We start from the raw sequence: 16,846 nt of genomic DNA, 5'->3' as shown, positions 1-16,846 counted from the left end.
CGACGTTCTTGCGGCTTCATCCCTTCGCGTAAATATTCTTATACGTATCCCGCAGAATATTCTTTTGCACCTTGCCCATCGCGTTGCGCGGCAATTCCTCGACGACGAAGACGCGCTTCGGCATCTTGAACTTCGCCAGCCGTCCGTCGAGCGCCTTCAGCACCGCGGCCTCGCTGACATCGGCGCCCTTGGCGCAGACCAGAACGGCGGTGACGCCTTCGCCGAAATCGGCATGCGGCACGCCGATCACGGCTGACTCGATCACGCCGGGCATGGCGTCGATCTCGCTCTCGATCTCCTTCGGATAGACATTGAAGCCGCCCGAGATCACAAGATCCTTGCCGCGGCCGAGGATGTGGACATAGCCCTTGTCGTCGATCTTGCCGAGGTCGCCGGTGATGAAGAAGCCGTCGGCGCGGAATTCGGCCTTGGTCTTCTCCGGCATGCGCCAGTAGCCCTGGAACACGTTCGGGCCCTTGACCTCGATCATGCCGATGGTCTCGCGCGCGAGCTCCTTGCCGGTCTCGGGATCGGTCACCCGCACCGAGACGCCGGGCAGCGCGAAGCCGACCGCGCCGGGCACGCGGTCGCCGTCATAGGGGTTGCTCGTGTTCATGTTGGTCTCGGTCATGCCGTAGCGCTCGAGCACGGCGTGGCCGGTGCGATCAGACCATTCGCGATGGGTGTCGGCGAGCAGCGGCGCCGAGCCCGAGATGAACAGCCGCATGTGCCCGGTGGCGTCCTTGTTCAGGCCGGGATTCTGCAGCAGGCGGGTATAGAAGGTAGGCACGCCCATCATCACGGTGGCGCGCGCCATCAGCTTGATGATCACGTCCGGATCGAACTTCGGCAGGAAGATCATCGAGGCGCGCGCAAACAGCGTCACGTTGCTGGCCACGAACAGGCCGTGGGTGTGATAGATCGGCAGCGCGTGGATCAGCACGTCCTTGTCGGTGAAGCGCCAGTAGTCGACCAGCGAGTACGAGTTCGAGGCCAGATTGTCGTGCGACAGCATCGCGCCCTTGGAGCGGCCGGTGGTGCCCGACGTGTAGAGGATCGCGGCGAGATCATTGTTGCCGCGCGGCACGGTGGCGAATTCCTTCGCCGCCTGGTCGGCGGCCTCGGTCAGCGAGCCGTTGCCGTTGGCACCGAGCGTCTCGACCTTGGCGCCTACCTTGGCGGCGATCGCCTTGATGCCGTCCTGCTTGGAAGGATCGCAGACCACCAGCGCCGGCTCGGCGTCGGTGATGAAGTATTCGAGCTCGTTCAGCGTATAGGCGGTGTTGAGCGGCAGGTAGACGCCGCCGGCGCGCACAGTGGCGAGATACAGCACCAGGGCCGAAACCGACTTCTCGGTCTGCGCCGCGACGCGGTCACCCGGCTTGACGCCGCGCTCAACCAGCACGTTCGCCATCTGGCCTGCGCGCGCGATCAAATCGCCATAGGAGATGCGGCTGCCGTCGAGCTGCTCGATCGCGAGCCGGCTGGGGTCGTCGAGGCCGTCGAACAGGCGGGAAAACAGATTGGCGTTGGTGGTCGTGTTCATGCAAACATTCCCCGAGGGGCGAAGGGCCGGAAGATTTCGGCTGGATTAGCAAAAACGCCCTTCGGAAAGCAACGGAGACAGTTTGCATGACAAATAATGGGAAACGCGTGGCCTGGGTTACCGGCGGCGGTACTGGAATCGGCGAATCCGGGGCGGAATTCCTGGCTGCGGACGGCTGGACGGTGGTGGTCTCCGGCCGCCGCAAGGAAGAGCTCGACCGCGTGGTGGCCAACATCACCAAAAAGGGCGGCAAGGCCGAGGCGATCCCGCTCGATGTCAGCAACAAGGCCGACGTCAACAAGGCCGCCGAGGCGATCGTCGGCAGGCACGACCGCATCGACCTCCTGGTCAACAGCGCCGGCATCAACGTGCCGAAGCGCAGCTGGGCCGACATGGAACTGGAAGGCTGGGACAAGCTCGTCGAGGTCAACCTCAACGGCGTGCTCTACTGCATGCGCGCGGTGCTGCCGACGATGCGCAAGCAGAAGGACGGCTGCATCATCAACGTCGCCTCCTGGGCCGGCCGCCACGTCTCGAAGATGCCGGGCCCGGCCTACACCACGACCAAGCACGCCGTGCTGGCGCTGACCCATTCCTTCAACATGGACGAATGCGTCAACGGCCTGCGCGCTTGCTGCCTGTCGCCGGGCGAGGTCGCGACCCCAATCCTGAAGCAGCGGCCGGTGGTGCCGAGCGAAGCCGAGCAGGCCAAGATGCTGCAGCCCGAGGATTGCGGCCGCACCATCGCCTTCGTCGCCAGCATGCCGGCACGGGTGTGCATGAACGAGATCCTGATCAGCCCGACCCACAACCGCGGCTTCATCCAGACGCCGGCGAACCGGGATTAGATGAGGACCGTCTTCTCCTTCCCCCTGAAAGGGGGAAGGCCGGGATGGGGGTCAGCCGCAGGCTATGCTGTATGCGGAGAGCGCTGATCCCCACCCGCTTTGCTCTGCGAGCAAAGCGACCTCCCCTTTTCAAGGGGAGGTTGGAGCTCCGTAGCCCGGATGGAGCGAAGCGTAATCCGACGGTCTGCCCGCGGAGAGGCTGGTTCCGGATCTCGCTGCGCTTGATCCGGGCTACAAACGACGGAGTCCCGCGCGACTCACTCGATGATCTCGTTCAGCTCTTTCCCGGTATGCTCCGGCACGAACAGGAACACGCCGATCGCCATCGCGATCATCAGCACCGGGATGCAGAGGAACGACAGCGCGAACGAGCCGGTGTGCTGCTGAAGCGCGATCGAGACGAAGGGAAACAGCACGAAGCCGACGAAATAGGCGATCGCCCAGACCACGCCGTTGGCGGCGCCGCGGATGCGGGTCGGGAAGATCTCCGCGGTCAGCGTCGTGCTCGGCCCCCAGAAGCCGAGGAAGCCGAGACACCAGGCGAGCCCGAACGTCCATAGCAGCACGCGGTCTTCGGAATAGACCCAGAGCGTCATGAAGATCGCACCCTCGATCAGGGTGATGATGAAGGTGCGGCGGCGGCCGATCTTGTCGATCAGCCAGCCCACCAAGCACAGTCCAAGGAAGCCGCAGAGCCCGTAGAACACGTAGAACAGGCTGTACTCGGCGGTCGACCAGTGCTTCTCGGTCGACAGATACAGCGGCATCCAGGCGCCGACCGTGCCGTAGATGCAGGTCGAGGCGCAGGCGACGAACAGCGCAACAAGCGTGGCGGGCAGCACGTCGGGCATGAACACCTGGCGGATGCCGACCGACTTGGCCTTGCCGAACCAGGCGCTGTCCTCGGCGCTGACCGTGCCGCCGCGCGCCAGCGTCTCCGAGATGCGCCGCTTGCGGTCCTGCGCGCGCACCCAATAGGGCGATTCCGGGCAGGTGGAGCGGATATAGATCGCAAGCAGCGCGATCACGCCGGGCACCATCACTGCGATGCGCCAGCCGAAATTGGCAGCCACGAGCCCGGTGATTGCGCCGGCGAGCGTGGCGCCGAGGCACCAGGCCGAGCGGGTGATGCTGATGACGCGGCCGCGCAGCCGGGCCGGCCAGGTCTCCGCGACCAGCATCGAGCCCAGCGACCATTCGCCGTTGAGCGCGAAGAACAACAGCGAGCGCGCGATCACGAACACCGCGAAGGTCGGCGACATCGCCGCGACCGGCATCAGGAGCGAGAACAGCGCGATATTGACGGCGAGCAGCGTGCGGCGACCGTAGCGGTCGGCGAGCCATGGCCAGAAGTAAAGCCCCGCGATGCCGACGAACAGCGCGATCTGCATGCCGGAGCGGTACTCCGGCAGGCTCAGCGAAAATTCCTTGATCACCATCGGCGAGATCAGCGCGAAGATCACGCCGTCCATGCCGTCGAAGCCCCAGCCGAGCGCGTTGGCGGTGGCGATATGCCAATGCGTTTTCGTGATCTCGGTTGTGTCCGCAACCGCGCGGTAGTTGGCGTATTGCAGGTGCTTCTGCTCGAGCGGACCGATGTCGATACTTGCATCGTTCACCGCAGGTGCGGCGTGGCCGTCAGCCGTGATGCTGCTCATGATGCCTCCCCGCGGCCGCTTTCTGCGAAGCTGTGCCGCAACCTCAAGCTGAACCAATCAGCTGACTGCGGCAAGCAAATTGCTCGCGGCAGCGCACGCGTCCATTCCGCTGAATGGAATGCATGCCGGGCAGCGCGAGGCGTCGCGTGTACGCAGCGCGCGCCGGCCGGTTTCAACAATCACAAAGAATTATTTCCGGAAACCGTCCGGAAAGCCTGCCGTAGCTCAGCCAACGACGACGCACTGATCAACCAGCACGCGCCGTTGTTGCCCCTTCAACGCCGGCGAAGCCTCGCCGGTCGGCCTACTCATCGGGAGATGAAACCATGTCGAAGCGTATTGCCTATCTCGCCGCCGCCGCCTTCAGCGCGCTTGCGATCACCGCCACTGTCGTGGCGCCGGTCCGTGCCGAGGAAAAGACCGTGATGGTCGGCGGCGCCGCGATGTTCCCGTCGAAGAACATCGTGCAGAACGCCGTCAACTCGAAGGATCACACCACGCTCGTCGCCGCAGTGAAGGCTGCGGGCCTGGTCGGCACGCTGGAAGGCAAGGGCCCGTTCACGGTGTTCGCGCCGACCAATGCCGCGTTCGGCAAGCTGCCGGCCGGAACCGTCGACACCCTCGTCAAGCCCGAGAACAAGGCGACGCTGACCAAGATCCTCACCTACCATGTGGTGCCGGGCAAGCTCGAGGCCTCCGACCTCACCGACGGCAAGAAGCTGAAGACCGCCGAGGGCGAGGAGCTGACCGTCAAGAAGCAGGACGGCAAGGTCTGGATCGTCGATGCCAAGGGCGGCAGCTCGATGGTGACGATTTCCAACGTCAACCAGTCGAACGGCGTCATCCATGTGGTCGATACCGTGCTGATGCCGGCGACGTAACACCTGGCGGCCTGCTTTAGTCCCTCAAAGGACCCGCGACATAGCGAGCCGGCGCCTCGCCCGGCTCGCATTTTTGTGACCATGTGAAGCAGCCTATATCAAACTGATGATGCCTGACCCCGTAACGGAACGCCGGTTCCGGGCGTATAACCTGGTAACGATCACGAGCAGAGACATCCCATGACGAGCCTTGCCGTCAGCGACCACCAGGCAGAGACCGCGACGCCCGCGAAGGCGATCCAGCCGGTCTGGGTGCGCATGGTGCACTGGATCAACGCCTTCGCGATGATCCTGATGATCATGTCCGGCTGGCAGATCTACAACGCCTCGCCGCTATTTAGCTTCACCTTCTCGCGGAGCATTACGCTCGGCGGCTGGCTCGGCGGTGCGCTGCTCTGGCATTTCGCCGCGATGTGGCTGTTGATGGCCAACGGCTTGGTCTATCTGGCGCTGGGTTTCGCCACCGGCCGCTTCCGCAAGAAGCTGCTGCCGATCACCCCCGGCGGCGTGATTGCCGACACCAAGGCGGCGCTGGCCTTCAAGCTGTCGCATGACGATCTCAGCAAATACAATTCGGTGCAGAAGCTGCTCTATGCCGGCATCATCGTGGTCGGCGTCGTCATCGTGCTGTCCGGCCTGTCGATGTGGAAGCCGGTGCAGCTGCATTGGCTGGTGTCGCTGTTCGGCGGCTACGATTTCGCCCGCTACGTTCACTTCACCTGCATGGCGCTGATCGTCGCCTTCCTGGTGATCCATGTCGCGCTCGCGCTGCTGGTGCCGAAGAGCCTGCGCGCCATGATCATCGGACGCTAGGGAGGTAGTCATGGGTCGTCTCCGCAAGCTCCTGATCCCCGGTGTCGACAAGAAGCTGCTCGTGCGCGATGCGGTGAAGACGATGCCGGAGCTGACGCGCCGCCGCTTCATCACGGCGGGCACCAGCCTCGGCGCGCTGACGCTGCTCACCGGCTGCGATGTGGTCGATTCGTCGTCAGCCGAGGAAATGCTGAAGCAGGTGTCGAAGTTCAACGATGCGGTGCAGGCCTGGATGTTCAATCCGGATGCGCTGGCGCCGACCTTCCCCGAGAGCATGATCACCAAGCCGTTCCCGTTCAACGCCTATTACGATCTCGACGACGCGCCTGAGATTGCGGCAGCGGACTGGAAGCTCGAGGTGCGCGGGCTGGTCGAGAACAAGAAGTCGTGGACGCTCGACGAATTGTACAAGCTGCCGCAGGTCAAGCAGGTGACGCGGCATATCTGCGTCGAAGGCTGGAGCGCGATCGGCAGCTGGACCGGTACACCCTTGCGCGATTTCCTCAAGCTGGTCGGCGCCGACACCCGTGCCAGATATGTCTGGTTCCAGTGCGCCGACAAGGACGGCTACAACTCGCCGCTCGACATGCGCTCGGCGCTGCACCCGCAGACCCAGATGACGTTCAAATTCGGCGACGAGATCCTGCCGCGCGCCTACGGCTTTCCGATGAAGATCCGGGTCCCGACCAAGCTCGGCTTCAAGAACCCGAAATACGTGCTCTCGATGGAAGTCACCAACGACTACAAGGGCGGCTACTGGGAAGACCAGGGCTACAATTCGTTCAGCGGGAGCTAACTCGCTGTCGTCCCGGCCTAATGCGCAATTGCGCACGGGAGCCGGGACCCATACCCCGCGGCCGCGGGAATAGGTACGAGGGGAGACGTTCCCTTCCATCGCAACCGCTTGTGGTTATGGGTCCCGGCCTTCGCCGGGACGACGCTGGGAGGGGACCTTCCTCTGAAACGCCGACAGCAGCGCGCCGAGCGCGAGCATCGCGGCCGAGACATTCAACGCGAATGACAGGCTGCCGACCGCGTCGGTGATGGCGCCGACCACGATCGGTCCGAGCGTCTGGCCGATGCCGAAGGCGATGGTCATCGCCGCGATCGCGGTCGGCCAGGCTTGCGGCGGGTAGTTGAAACGCACGAAGGCGGTGGTCGAGCCGACCACGGCGAAGAAGGCGACGCCGAACACCAGCGCCGAGATCGCCAGCAGCAGCGGCGAATGCCCGAAGATCGGCAGGCTGGCGCCGAGGGCGTTGACGCCGAGGATGATGGTGGTGGCGAGCCCGCCGCGGTCGAGCGCCAGCACCCGCCCCCAGACCCAGGGCGTCACGAATGCGCTGACGCCGATCAGGCTCCAGAACGCGCTCTGTGCAGCTGCGCCGCCGCCGCCGTCCCGGACATAGGCGATCATGAAAGTCATGTAGGCGATGTAGCCGGCGCCGAACAGGAAGTAGGCGGCGAGGTAGATCAGGACCGGCATGACAGCGAATTGGGTCCGCACGATGCCGCCGGCGGCGGTGTTGGCGTGGAGCGGCGCCAGCATCAGCGGCACGGTCATGATCGCGGAAAGTAGCGTCATCGCCCACCACACGATCGACCACGAGCCGGCGCCGAAGCCCTGCAGCACGAAGGGCGCGATCAAGCCCGATGCGAGGATGCCGACGCCCGGCCCGGCATAGAACAGGCTGAGCAGGAAATTCGCGCGTTCGGGTCGCGATTGCGCGATGGTTGCCGCGAGCGCGCCGCCGCCGACGAAGCCGATCGCGGCGGCGAAGCCCACCAGCAGGCGGGCAAAGCTCAGCACCACGAAATTGCCCGTGAGGGCGCAAAGCGCCAGCGACAGCGCGCAGGCCAGCGTCGACCAGCGCACCGATGCGGCAAGTCCGAAGCGTTCGATCAGGCGTGAGGCGAGCAGCGCGCCGACCAGATAGCCGGCGGCGTTGATCGTGTTCATGAAGCCGGCGGCCGAATAGGACCAGGCCAGCTGCTCGCGCATGTCGGGCAGCACCAGCGAATAGGCAAACCGGCCGATGCCGAGACCGACCGTCGGTGCGAGCGACAGAATAAGGATCAGCCGCGCGGCATGCGGGTAGGACGGGGCGGGGGCTCTCACAATTCACTCCGGCAATGCGGCCATTGTGACAGGCCGCGGCGGCGCTGCCCAGCGCCGATGCCCGCAACACTGTCTTGCGTATCAGGCAATCAGGCGATCAGGACCAGCGCGACGCCGATCACGGTCAGCAGGGTTCCGCCGACGATCCGCGCGGTGATCTCGACATGCTTGAGCACCACCGCGCTCATCGCCACGGTGACCAGCGGGTAGATCGCGGCGAGCGGCGCCACCAGCGTGATCGGGCCGTTGCGGACCGCGGCGAACAGGCTGAGCGCGCTGAGCCCGTTGCTGATCCCGGTCAGCGCGAACCAGAACCGGCCCTCGCGCGGCGCCTGCACCATGAAGCTGCCCTTGCGGACCCGTTGCACGGTCAGCACCACCAGCGAGGACATGACGTAGCCGACCAGGCAGGCCCATAGCGGGCTCGGCCAGATCGCAAGGCCGAGCTTGGCGATCGGCGGCACGATGCCGCGCACCAGCGCGCTGGTAAGCGGCAGCAGCAGCGCCCAGCTGCGCCAATGGCCGAGGTCGCGCGGCCTCGTCACGGTGATGATGGCGGCGCCCGCGACCGCGACGACGAGGCCGATGAGCTGCTGCGGCAGCAAGGGCTCGTGCAGCAGCACCACGGCGGCGGTGACCGCAAACAGCGGCGCCAGATTGCCCAGCGTCGAGGTGATGACCGGTCCCAGCGCCCGGTTTGACGCAAAGGTCAGGAGCGTCAGCGAGGCCGGGAAGAACAGCCCGATCGCCATGAAGATCGGCAGCGCACGCCAGACCACCGGCTCGCCATGCAGGATCAGCGGCGACAGCACCAGGAATAGCAGGGTGAAAGTGGGCACGCTGATCGCGGCGCCCGACAGCGGCTCGACGGTGCGCAGGCCAAGCTGCGCCAGCACCACCCCGGCGCCGAGGAAAATCGCCGAGGCGAAGGCGTAGACGATGGCTGCGGTCATGAGGTCCGTCTTGTTGGCTTCTAGAGGCGCGGGTTGCCCGTTGGGACCATTCTGGGCCGATCCGAGGTGCCTTGCCAATCCGGCTCCGGCGCTTTAGCACTCCGGCCGGATTTCCCCCGCTCGTCATGCCCGGGCTCGACCCGGGCATCCATCCATCTTCAGAGGCCTTTCGAAGCGGGATGGATTGCCGGGTCATCTGTGCGAGGACGCGCTTCGCGCTCTTGCCCGGCAACGACAACAACGATTAGCTCGAGGTAACACCATGGCGACCCATAAACTGCTGCTTCTCCCCGGCGACGGCATCGGCCCCGAAGTGATGGCCGAGGTGCAGCGCCTGATCGACTGGCTGAATGCGCAGGGCATCGCGAAGTTCGAGACCGAGCAGGGCCTGGTCGGCGGCTCCGCCTATGACGCCCACAAGGTGTCGATCTCCGAGGGCGACATGGCCAAGGCGACGGCGGCGGACGCCGTGGTCTTCGGCGCGGTCGGCGGCCCGAAGTGGGACAGCGTGCCCTATGAGGTGCGTCCCGAGGCCGGCCTGCTGCGGCTGCGCAAGGATCTCGGCCTGTTCGCCAATCTGCGCCCGGCGGTGTGCTACCCGGCGCTCGCCGAGGCCTCGAGCCTGAAGCGCGACGTGGTCGAGGGGCTCGATATCATGATCGTCCGCGAGCTCACCGGCGGCGTCTATTTCGGCGAACCGAAGACCATCACCGATCTCGGCAACGGCCAGAAGCGCGCGGTCGACACCCAGGTCTATGACACCTACGAGATCGAGCGCATCGGCCGCGTCGCCTTCGACTTGGCGCGCAAGCGCCGCAACAAGGTGACGTCGATGGAGAAGCGCAACGTCATGAAGTCGGGCGTGCTCTGGAACGAGGTCATGACCCAGGTCCACGCGCGCGAATACAAGGACGTCACGCTCGAGCACCAGCTCGCCGATTCCGGCGGTATGAACCTCGTCAAGGCGCCGAAGCAGTTCGACGTCATCGTGACCGACAATCTGTTCGGCGATATGCTGTCGGACATCGCGGCGATGCTGACCGGCTCGCTCGGCATGCTGCCGTCGGCCTCGCTCGGCGAAGTCGATTCGAAGACGAAGAAGCGGCGCTCGCTGTTCGAGCCGGTGCACGGCTCGGCGCCCGATATCGCAGGCCGAGGCCTCGCCAATCCGATCGCGATGATCTCGTCGTTCGGCATGGCGCTGCGCTATTCCTTCGACATGGGCGAGCTCGCCGACAAGGTCGATGCGGCGATCGCGGCCGTGCTCGCCAGCGGCCTGCGCACCGCCGACATCAAGTCGGAAGGCACCACGCCGGCCAGCACGAGCCAGATGGGCGAGGCGATCCTGAAGGAATTGCAGAAGCTGCACGCGTGACGGCTCTGCCGTCATTCCGGGGCGATGCGTAGCATCGAACTATGGTGTGCGCTTGCGCACCTTAGAATCTCGAGATTCCGGGTTCATCGCTGCGCGATGCCCCGGAATGACAGCACCAAAAATGAAAATGCCCGGCCGGAGCCGGGCATTTTCGTATCGGCTGCTCGCCGAAATTCTCAGTACAGCGGGAAATTCCGCGGATAGCCGCCGAGATCGGCCGGCGGGCTGAGCGGCTGGCGATCGATCGGGCGGTTGTTGTTCTCACGCGCGAACGAGGGATAACCGATCTCCGGCGGATAGGCGTAGTCGTTGAACTTGCGGTCGCCCGGCAGCACTTCGGTGCCGGCGTCGAGCCACGAGCGCGTGGTGACGTAAACGCGGGTGCGCGGACCCTGCTGATAGACCCGGTTCGGACCCTGCGCGCCGTAGTAGCGGCGGCCATCGCGGTCATACTGCTCCTGCTGCTTGCGTGTGCTCGGGCTCTGCGCGCTGGCTGCGGTCATGCCGAACGCGGTTGCGGTGACGGCAGCCGCGGCAAGCAACACCACGAGCTTGTTCGCGGCAGGGAATTCTAGGGTCATCGCATCCTCGTCATTACGGCCCCGTCGGGGCTGGCGCGTCCGCCGAAATCACTCGGAACACATTGTAGCCATGGTGGGGAGGCCGTCACTAGGTCAATTGCGCCACACCGGCCGAGATAATGCGTGTCCAAGTCCAAAAGTTTCATGAAAACCAGTGCCTTGCCACGGTCTCGCCATCAAAGGGCGCCGCGCAGGCGCGGGTTCTCGCTGCCCATGACCCAGTCGGCCGACAGGGCCGGCGCGCCGGAGGTAACGCAGTCGGTGCGCTTGAGCTCGGCATGCGCGAACAGGGCGGCGAGCCGCGGATCGTTGCCCGCGGCCAGCAGGGTCAGGCGGTTCAGCATGCAGATGATCGCGGCGCGCCGGGCCGGCAGGCTGGCGCCCTGGCAGGTCCAGCCGGAGATCCGGAGGTCAGGCGCGTCGGCCTGCTTGAGGAAGCCGAGGCAGGCGCGGTCGCCGTCCTGCCGCGCCGGGCGCAGCAAGGTGACGCTGCCGAACTTGCTGTCGACGATGCCGGCAGCCTCGAACTCGCGGACGCCGCCCGGGTGGAGCCGCCCGACAATCTCGGTGACCGCAGGCCCCATGGCCTCGCCGCCGGGGCGATAGATTTCCAGCTCGGCGACTGTTGCACCGTTGGCATCGGCCCAACGGAAGGCGTCCTTGCGGCCGCCCTCGGGGTGCCGGAAGATCTCGTAAGTCTCTGTTTTATCTCGCAGATCGAGCCGGCTTACGGCAAAGGCCGGCGCCGTGCGGCCGGCCGGGCTCCAGCCTGCGGCGGCAGGGGCCGCCATCGCCGTTGCGTCGGGCAGTTGCTTCCATAGATAGTTGCCGAGGACGACGAACAGCGCGAGCACGGCGACATAGGCGAACAGCCGGGAGAGCGTCGCGTACACCTCGTCGACGAAGCTCGTCAGTGCTGACGGATTTCTCGTATGATGGGGCGCGGCCGGATCGGCCCGAAATAAACGCATCAAAACGCTCAAAAGCTACGCAACGTTGTCTTGACGGGGTTTCTCGCATAGAAGCGCTGCCTCTTCCCTTTCCGCAGCTTGCGGGGGAACGGGCATTTTTCGTCGGAGAGTGAACGATGGGTTACAAAGTCGCGGTGGTCGGAGCGACCGGCAATGTCGGGCGCGAAATGCTCAACATTCTCGACGAGCGCAAATTCCCCGCCGACGAGGTCATCGTGCTGGCCTCGCGCCGCAGCGTCGGCATCGAGGTCTCCTATGGCGACCGCACGCTGAAGGTGAAGGCGCTCGAGCACTATGACTTCTCCGACATCGACATCTGCCTGATGTCGGCCGGCGGCTCGGTCTCCAAGGAATGGTCACCCAAGATCGGCGCCGCCGGCGCCGTCGTGATCGACAACTCCTCGGCCTGGCGCATGGACCCCGACGTGCCGCTGATCGTGCCCGAAGTGAACGCGGATGCGACCGCCGGCTTCACCAAGAAGAACATCATAGCCAACCCGAACTGCTCGACCGCGCAGCTCGTCGTCGCGCTGAAGCCGCTGCACGACAAGGCGACGATCACGCGCGTCGTGGTCTCGACCTATCAATCGGTGTCGGGCGCCGGCAAGGACGCAATGGACGAATTGTTCTCGCAGACCAAGGCCGTCTACACCAATGACGAGCTGGTCAATAAGAAGTTTCCGAAGCGCATCGCCTTCAACGTCATTCCTCAGATCGACGTCTTCATGGAAGACGGCTACACCAAGGAAGAGTGGAAGATGATGGCGGAGACCAAGAAGATCCTCGATCCGAAGATCAAGCTCGCCGCCACCTGCGTACGCGTGCCGGTCTTCGTCGGTCACTCCGAAGCCGTCAATGTCGAGTTCGCCAATCCGATCACGGCGGACGAGGCGCGCGACATCCTGCGCCGCGCGCCGGGCTGCCTCGTGATCGACAAGCACGAGCCGGGCGGCTACGTCACGCCCTATGAGGCTGCCGGGGAGGACGCGACCTATATCAGCCGCATCCGCGAGGACGCGACGGTGGAGAACGGCCTGTCTTTCTGGTGCGTGTCGGACAACCTGCGCAAGGGCGCGGCGCTCAATGCCGTGCAGATCGCCGAAGTCCTGATCAACCGCAAGCTGATCACCGCCAAGCAGAAGGCGGCATAAAAGCTGCCGCGGGAATACGGCGTCAGGAAGCGCGTGGCATGGCGGAAGCGGAACAACCGGGGACCTATCGGCCCAATCCGACGCTGAAGCGGGTTGAACGTCGTTTCGAGAACCTGCTGTTCAACAGCCGCTGGCTGATGGCGCCGTTCTATTTCGGTCTCGTCATCAGCCTCGCGGCATTGCTGTTCAAGTTCTGCATGGAGCTGTGGCACTTCATCCTGCATGTGCCGGATGCCAAGGAATCCGACATCATTCTCGGCGTGCTGGCGCTGATCGACATCTCGCTGACCGGCAATCTGATCCTGATCGTGGTGTTCTCAGGCTACGAGAACTTCGTCTCGAAGATCGATCCGGAAGGGCATCCGGATTGGCCGGACTGGATGACCAAGGTCGATTTCGGCGGCCTGAAGCAAAAACTGCTGGCGTCGATCGTCGCGATCTCGGCGATTCAGGTGCTGAAGGCGTTCATGAACCTCGATACCGCGTTCGATCCCAGCAAGCTCGCCTGGCTGGTCGGCGTGCACCTGGTATTCGTGGTGTCGTCCTTCATGCTCGCGATCTCCGACCGCTGGGGCAGCGGCCATCACGGCAGCGAGTAGATTACTGGTCTGATTTCAGCTCGTCGCGGACGCTGATGAATTCCTTCGCGACCCGGTCGAGCACGAACAGCGAGCCCTCGGCGACGCCGAAATAGGCACCGTGCAGCTGCATCTCGCCGCTCTCGACGCGTTCGCGCACGAATGGGAACGTCATCAGGTTCTCCAGCGAGCGGAACACCGCGGCCTTCTCGATGCGGACGACGAAGTCCTGCATGGTCTCATGCTCGCGTTGCTCGACGATTTCGCCGGGCTTGATGAACATCTGCATCCATTTGCCGATGAAGTCGCCGGGCGTGAGCGGCTTGATCTTGTCGACGAAGGCGCGGATGCCGCCGCACTGCGCGTGGCCCAGCACCACGATGTTCTTCACCTTCAAAACGGTCACGGCATATTCCAGCGCGGCCGAGACGCCGTGGGCGTTGCTGTCGGGCTGATAGACCGGAACCAGATTGGCGATGTTGCGGACCACGAACAACTCGCCGGGGCCGGCGTCGAAGATCACCTCCGGCGAAACGCGGGAGTCGCAGCAGCCGATCACCATGGTCTCGGGAAACTGGCCGCGCTCCGACAGGTCGCGGTAGCGGGACTGTTCAGTCGGCAGCCGCTGGGTGGCGAACGTCCGGTAGCCGTCGATCAACTGCTTCGGAAAGAATTTCATGGCCTCTGGCTAACCACATGCGGGTAACGGGAACAAGACTTTCGGCGTGTGGCCTGAGATGATACGGCAGCGTCGAAGAATGGTTCCGTCCGATGCCTAAACAATGGACAGTGGCGGAGCCCAAGCCCCCAGGAGAATGTCGATGACCCGTCCGCGCCGCAGCCTGTTGTTCATGCCGGGATCGAATGCACGGGCGCTGGAAAAGGCCCGGACGCTGCCGGCGGACGGCATTATCCTCGACCTGGAGGATTCCGTTGCCCCCGACGCCAAGGCCACAGCCCGGGAGCAGATCGCCAAGGCGGTCGCCGCCAAGGGCTTCGGCAAGCGCGAGATGCTGATCCGCATCAACGCGCTCGACACGCCCTGGTGGGTCGACGACATCGGCATGGCCGGCAAGGCGCAGCCGGACGGGATCCTGGTTCCCAAGATTTCGACCGTCGACGATCTCAACGCCGTCGCCGATCGCCTCAGCGACATCAATGCGCCTGCCTCGATCCGGGTCTGGGCGATGATCGAGACCGCGCGCGCGGTGCTCGACGCCGACAAGCTGGCCGCGGCATCGAAGGATTCCGAAACCCGGCTCGCCGGCTTCGTGTTCGGGCCGAACGACATTGCCCGCGAAACCCGGATCCGGATGAAGCCGGGCCGCGCGGCGATGATTCCGATGATCACGCATTGCATCCTGGCGACCCGCGCGCACGGGCTCGAGATCCTCGACGGGCCCTACAGTGACATCAGCAATGTCGACGGCTTCGCGGAGGAATGCGCGCAGGGCCGCGATCTCGGCTTCGACGGCAAGACGCTGATCCATCCGAGCCACATCGATGCCTGCAACGCGATCTTCACGCCGCCCGAGGCCGAGGTCGCCGAGGCGCGCAAGATCATTGCCGCTTTCGAGAAGCCGGAGAACGCCTCGCGCGGCGCGATCCAGCTCGACGGCCGCATGGTCGAGCGCCTGCACGCCGAGATGGCCAGGCGCACGATCGCGATCGCCGATGCGGTCGCCGCGATGGGGCATTAGCCCAGCGAAGCGTCTTCCTTCTCCCCCCTGTGGGAGAAGGTGGCGCGAAGCGCCGGATGAGGGGTTATCTCCGCTTCCGGGATTCTCCCGTGGGAGAGAACCCCTCACCCGGCTTCGCTTCGCGAAGCCACCCTCTCCCACAAGGGGAGAGGGTGCAGCGGTGTTTGCGTTACGCTCCAAACCTCTCCGCCGCCCACGCGTAGAGGCTGCCCGGGATCGGCGCCTCCTTGCCGCGCCCTTTCGGCGAGATGTGCAGGCCGATGATCCCGGGATCGTTCAGGTAGCGCGAAAAATCCGACGGCTCGAAGAACAGCTTCGGCTCGGCATGCACGGCGTAGAATGATCGCTTCGGCAGCGCGTGCTGCAATTCGCCTGCGCGGCGCGCCAGCGCGGTGAGCGCCGCCGGGCCGTAGATCGCGACACGGATGTCGGCGAGGCGATTGGACTTGCCGCGCAGCCGGCGCATCGCAAAGGTCAGGCGATGGCGCAGCGCCAGCCAGTCCGGGATCAGCTCGTCCTGCTGCATCAGCGCCTCGAACGCGCGCACGATTGGATCGTCGGTCGGCAGATACAGCACGGAGTTGCCGAGCTGCCGCGGCCGCTCCCAGGCAAAATAGGGCTTGGCCGGATCGAGCTCGACGCCCTTCAGCAGCAGCACGTCAGCGTCGAGCCAGAGACCGGCGCGCCGCGCCATCAGCCGCATGCGGAAGAAGTCGCTGAACTGCAGCATGGTCCAGTCGCGCCACGAGCCGTCGGGCTCCGCCGGGCGCAGCTTCTCCGCGAACGAATGCGGCAGCACGGCTTCGGCTCCGGCATTGCCGATACCGTCGGGCAGGCCGGGAATCGGATCGAAACTGTAGACGGTGACCTTGTGCCCCGCCGCCGCCTGCGAGCGCAGGCAGGTCTGGCGCAGCGCGTCCATCGAGCCGTGCCAGAAGGTGACGATGTCAGGCAGCATGCGCGTCAGCTATCAGCGGGTTTGCGGCGAGCGAATTCGGCAAAGAAAAGCCCCGGCGCCTGACGGCACCGGGGCACGATGATGCGCTGAGCCTCAAGCCCAGGCGCGTTCCTTGAGCTTCGTCTCGTAGCTGTCGATCGACGATTTCTTTTCCATCGTCAGGCCGATGTCGTCGAGGCCGTTGATCAGGCAGTGCTTGCGGAACGGGTCGATCTCGAACTTGACCTTGCCGCCGTCGGGACCGCGGATCTCCTGGTTGGGGAGGTCGATGGTCAGCGTCGCGTTGGCGCCGCGCTCGGCGTCGTCGAATAGCTTGTCGAGGTCCTCCTGCGACACGCGGATCGGCAGGATGCCATTCTTGAAGCAGTTGTTGTAGAAGATGTCGCCAAACGAGGTCGAGATCACGCAGCGGATGCCGAAGTCGAGCAGTGCCCAGGGCGCGTGCTCGCGGCTCGAGCCGCAGCCGAAATTGTCGCCGGCGACCAGCACCTTCGCGTTGCGATAGGCGGGCTGGTTGAGGACGAAATCCGGGTTCTCGCTGCCGTCATCCTTGTAGCGCTGCTCGGAGAAAAGCCCCTTGCCAAGGCCGGTGCGCTTGATGGTCTTGAGGTATTGCTTCGGAATGATCATGTCGGTGTCGACATTGATGATCTTCAGCGGCGCCGCGACGCCTTCCAGCGTGGTGAACTTATCCATCGGTGCTCTTCCCGGGCA

Annotated in this window: 17 protein-coding genes; 8 read left to right on the top strand and 9 right to left on the bottom strand. The window is 64.8% G+C overall.

The window, feature by feature from the left end; all coding sequences use genetic code 11:
* Window positions 1–16 precede the first annotated feature (16 nt).
* Complete coding sequence (locus ACVMDN_RS36755) at window positions 17–1,546, bottom strand: malonate--CoA ligase (protein WP_076834683.1); 1,530 nt, start codon at window positions 1,544–1,546, stop codon at window positions 17–19.
* A gap of 86 nt (window positions 1,547–1,632) precedes the next feature.
* Here ACVMDN_RS36755 and ACVMDN_RS36750 point away from each other — a divergent pair, with 86 nt between their 5' ends.
* Window positions 1,633–2,394, top strand: a complete 762-nt coding sequence (locus tag ACVMDN_RS36750) for an SDR family oxidoreductase (RefSeq protein ID WP_057018142.1) — start codon at window positions 1,633–1,635, stop codon at window positions 2,392–2,394.
* Between the two features lie 257 nt (window positions 2,395–2,651).
* On the opposite strand, the gene ACVMDN_RS36745 is transcribed toward ACVMDN_RS36750, so the two are convergent.
* Complete coding sequence (locus tag ACVMDN_RS36745; RefSeq protein ID WP_057020967.1) at window positions 2,652–4,052, bottom strand: MFS transporter; 1,401 nt, start codon at window positions 4,050–4,052, stop codon at window positions 2,652–2,654.
* Between the two features lie 326 nt (window positions 4,053–4,378).
* On the opposite strand from ACVMDN_RS36745, the gene ACVMDN_RS36740 reads away from it, so the two are divergent.
* From ACVMDN_RS36740 to ACVMDN_RS36730, 3 genes are all read left to right on the top strand, one after another.
* A complete protein-coding gene (locus ACVMDN_RS36740; RefSeq protein WP_057020966.1) occupies window positions 4,379–4,933 on the top strand; it encodes a fasciclin domain-containing protein in 555 nt (184 codons plus the stop codon).
* A 180-nt stretch (window positions 4,934–5,113) separates the two neighbouring features.
* Window positions 5,114–5,746 carry a cytochrome b/b6 domain-containing protein gene (locus tag ACVMDN_RS36735; RefSeq protein WP_076834681.1) on the top strand — a complete coding sequence of 211 codons (633 nt, stop codon included), beginning with the start codon at window positions 5,114–5,116 and terminating at the stop codon, window positions 5,744–5,746.
* A gap of 10 nt (window positions 5,747–5,756) precedes the next feature.
* Window positions 5,757–6,542 (top strand): molybdopterin-binding protein, encoded by a 786-nt coding sequence (locus ACVMDN_RS36730; RefSeq protein WP_076834679.1) that lies wholly within the window; start codon window positions 5,757–5,759, stop codon window positions 6,540–6,542.
* A 114-nt stretch (window positions 6,543–6,656) separates the two neighbouring features.
* Here the strand turns inward: ACVMDN_RS36730 and ACVMDN_RS36725 are convergent, their stop codons facing one another.
* Both ACVMDN_RS36725 and ACVMDN_RS36720 read right to left on the bottom strand, forming a co-directional pair.
* Window positions 6,657–7,865 carry a YbfB/YjiJ family MFS transporter gene (locus tag ACVMDN_RS36725; protein ID WP_076834677.1) on the bottom strand — a complete coding sequence of 403 codons (1,209 nt, stop codon included), beginning with the start codon at window positions 7,863–7,865 and terminating at the stop codon, window positions 6,657–6,659.
* Window positions 7,866–7,954: 89 nt separating this feature from the next.
* Entirely contained in the window at window positions 7,955–8,818 is an 864-nt protein-coding gene (locus ACVMDN_RS36720) for a DMT family transporter (RefSeq protein ID WP_076834675.1), read from the bottom strand.
* 262 nt (window positions 8,819–9,080) lie between these two features.
* On the opposite strand from ACVMDN_RS36720, the gene leuB reads away from it, so the two are divergent.
* Complete coding sequence (leuB, locus tag ACVMDN_RS36715; protein WP_076834674.1) at window positions 9,081–10,193, top strand: 3-isopropylmalate dehydrogenase; 1,113 nt, start codon at window positions 9,081–9,083, stop codon at window positions 10,191–10,193.
* Window positions 10,194–10,369: 176 nt separating this feature from the next.
* Here leuB and ACVMDN_RS36710 read toward each other — a convergent pair whose 3' ends face one another.
* Together ACVMDN_RS36710 and ACVMDN_RS36705 are read right to left on the bottom strand one after the other, a co-directional pair.
* Complete coding sequence (locus tag ACVMDN_RS36710; protein ID WP_057020960.1) at window positions 10,370–10,774, bottom strand: hypothetical protein; 405 nt, start codon at window positions 10,772–10,774, stop codon at window positions 10,370–10,372.
* A gap of 176 nt (window positions 10,775–10,950) precedes the next feature.
* A complete protein-coding gene (locus tag ACVMDN_RS36705; RefSeq protein ID WP_076834670.1) occupies window positions 10,951–11,745 on the bottom strand; it encodes a hypothetical protein in 795 nt (264 codons plus the stop codon).
* 116 nt (window positions 11,746–11,861) lie between these two features.
* Here ACVMDN_RS36705 and ACVMDN_RS36700 point away from each other — a divergent pair, with 116 nt between their 5' ends.
* Window positions 11,862–12,896 carry an aspartate-semialdehyde dehydrogenase gene (locus ACVMDN_RS36700; protein WP_076834668.1) on the top strand — a complete coding sequence of 345 codons (1,035 nt, stop codon included), beginning with the start codon at window positions 11,862–11,864 and terminating at the stop codon, window positions 12,894–12,896.
* Between the two features lie 38 nt (window positions 12,897–12,934).
* Complete coding sequence (locus ACVMDN_RS36695; protein WP_076834665.1) at window positions 12,935–13,495, top strand: TIGR00645 family protein; 561 nt, start codon at window positions 12,935–12,937, stop codon at window positions 13,493–13,495.
* A gap of 1 nt (window position 13,496) precedes the next feature.
* On the opposite strand, the gene ACVMDN_RS36690 is transcribed toward ACVMDN_RS36695, so the two are convergent.
* Window positions 13,497–14,153 carry a carbonic anhydrase gene (locus tag ACVMDN_RS36690; protein ID WP_057020957.1) on the bottom strand — a complete coding sequence of 219 codons (657 nt, stop codon included), beginning with the start codon at window positions 14,151–14,153 and terminating at the stop codon, window positions 13,497–13,499.
* 142 nt (window positions 14,154–14,295) lie between these two features.
* On the opposite strand from ACVMDN_RS36690, the gene ACVMDN_RS36685 reads away from it, so the two are divergent.
* Window positions 14,296–15,174, top strand: coding sequence for an HpcH/HpaI aldolase/citrate lyase family protein (locus tag ACVMDN_RS36685; RefSeq protein WP_141341390.1), 879 nt, complete (start codon window positions 14,296–14,298; stop codon window positions 15,172–15,174).
* Between the two features lie 169 nt (window positions 15,175–15,343).
* Here the strand turns inward: ACVMDN_RS36685 and ACVMDN_RS36680 are convergent, their stop codons facing one another.
* Both ACVMDN_RS36680 and leuD read right to left on the bottom strand, forming a co-directional pair.
* Entirely contained in the window at window positions 15,344–16,132 is a 789-nt protein-coding gene (locus ACVMDN_RS36680; protein WP_076834660.1) for a hypothetical protein, read from the bottom strand.
* 93 nt (window positions 16,133–16,225) lie between these two features.
* A complete protein-coding gene (leuD, locus tag ACVMDN_RS36675) occupies window positions 16,226–16,828 on the bottom strand; it encodes a 3-isopropylmalate dehydratase small subunit (RefSeq protein WP_057020954.1) in 603 nt (200 codons plus the stop codon).
* Window positions 16,829–16,846 lie beyond the last annotated feature (18 nt).

The sequence above is a fragment of the Bradyrhizobium sp. USDA 4510 genome, from assembly GCF_054059095.1.
Note: the sequence above shows the minus strand (reverse complement) of the source record. Positions and strands in the feature narration are given on the sequence as shown.

Excerpts from the sequence above, each read along its gene's own strand:
- ACVMDN_RS36730 (WP_076834679.1), top strand. The coding sequence starts at position 5,757 with ATGGGTCGTCTCCGCAAGCTCCTGATCCCCGGTGTCGACAAGAAGCTG.
- ACVMDN_RS36690 (WP_057020957.1), bottom strand. The coding sequence starts at position 14,153 with ATGAAATTCTTTCCGAAGCAGTTGATCGACGGCTACCGGACGTTCGCC.
- ACVMDN_RS36720 (WP_076834675.1), bottom strand. The coding sequence starts at position 8,818 with ATGACCGCAGCCATCGTCTACGCCTTCGCCTCGGCGATTTTCCTCGGC.
- ACVMDN_RS36750 (WP_057018142.1), top strand. The coding sequence starts at position 1,633 with ATGACAAATAATGGGAAACGCGTGGCCTGGGTTACCGGCGGCGGTACT.
- ACVMDN_RS36755 (WP_076834683.1), bottom strand. The coding sequence starts at position 1,546 with ATGAACACGACCACCAACGCCAATCTGTTTTCCCGCCTGTTCGACGGC.
- ACVMDN_RS36680 (WP_076834660.1), bottom strand. The coding sequence starts at position 16,132 with ATGCTGCCTGACATCGTCACCTTCTGGCACGGCTCGATGGACGCGCTG.
- ACVMDN_RS36705 (WP_076834670.1), bottom strand. The coding sequence starts at position 11,745 with ATGCGTTTATTTCGGGCCGATCCGGCCGCGCCCCATCATACGAGAAAT.
- ACVMDN_RS36695 (WP_076834665.1), top strand. The coding sequence starts at position 12,935 with ATGGCGGAAGCGGAACAACCGGGGACCTATCGGCCCAATCCGACGCTG.
- ACVMDN_RS36740 (WP_057020966.1), top strand. The coding sequence starts at position 4,379 with ATGTCGAAGCGTATTGCCTATCTCGCCGCCGCCGCCTTCAGCGCGCTT.
- ACVMDN_RS36685 (WP_141341390.1), top strand. The coding sequence starts at position 14,296 with ATGACCCGTCCGCGCCGCAGCCTGTTGTTCATGCCGGGATCGAATGCA.
- ACVMDN_RS36710 (WP_057020960.1), bottom strand. The coding sequence starts at position 10,774 with ATGACCCTAGAATTCCCTGCCGCGAACAAGCTCGTGGTGTTGCTTGCC.
- ACVMDN_RS36700 (WP_076834668.1), top strand. The coding sequence starts at position 11,862 with ATGGGTTACAAAGTCGCGGTGGTCGGAGCGACCGGCAATGTCGGGCGC.
- leuD (WP_057020954.1), bottom strand. The coding sequence starts at position 16,828 with ATGGATAAGTTCACCACGCTGGAAGGCGTCGCGGCGCCGCTGAAGATC.
- ACVMDN_RS36745 (WP_057020967.1), bottom strand. The coding sequence starts at position 4,052 with ATGAGCAGCATCACGGCTGACGGCCACGCCGCACCTGCGGTGAACGAT.
- ACVMDN_RS36735 (WP_076834681.1), top strand. The coding sequence starts at position 5,114 with ATGACGAGCCTTGCCGTCAGCGACCACCAGGCAGAGACCGCGACGCCC.
- leuB (WP_076834674.1), top strand. The coding sequence starts at position 9,081 with ATGGCGACCCATAAACTGCTGCTTCTCCCCGGCGACGGCATCGGCCCC.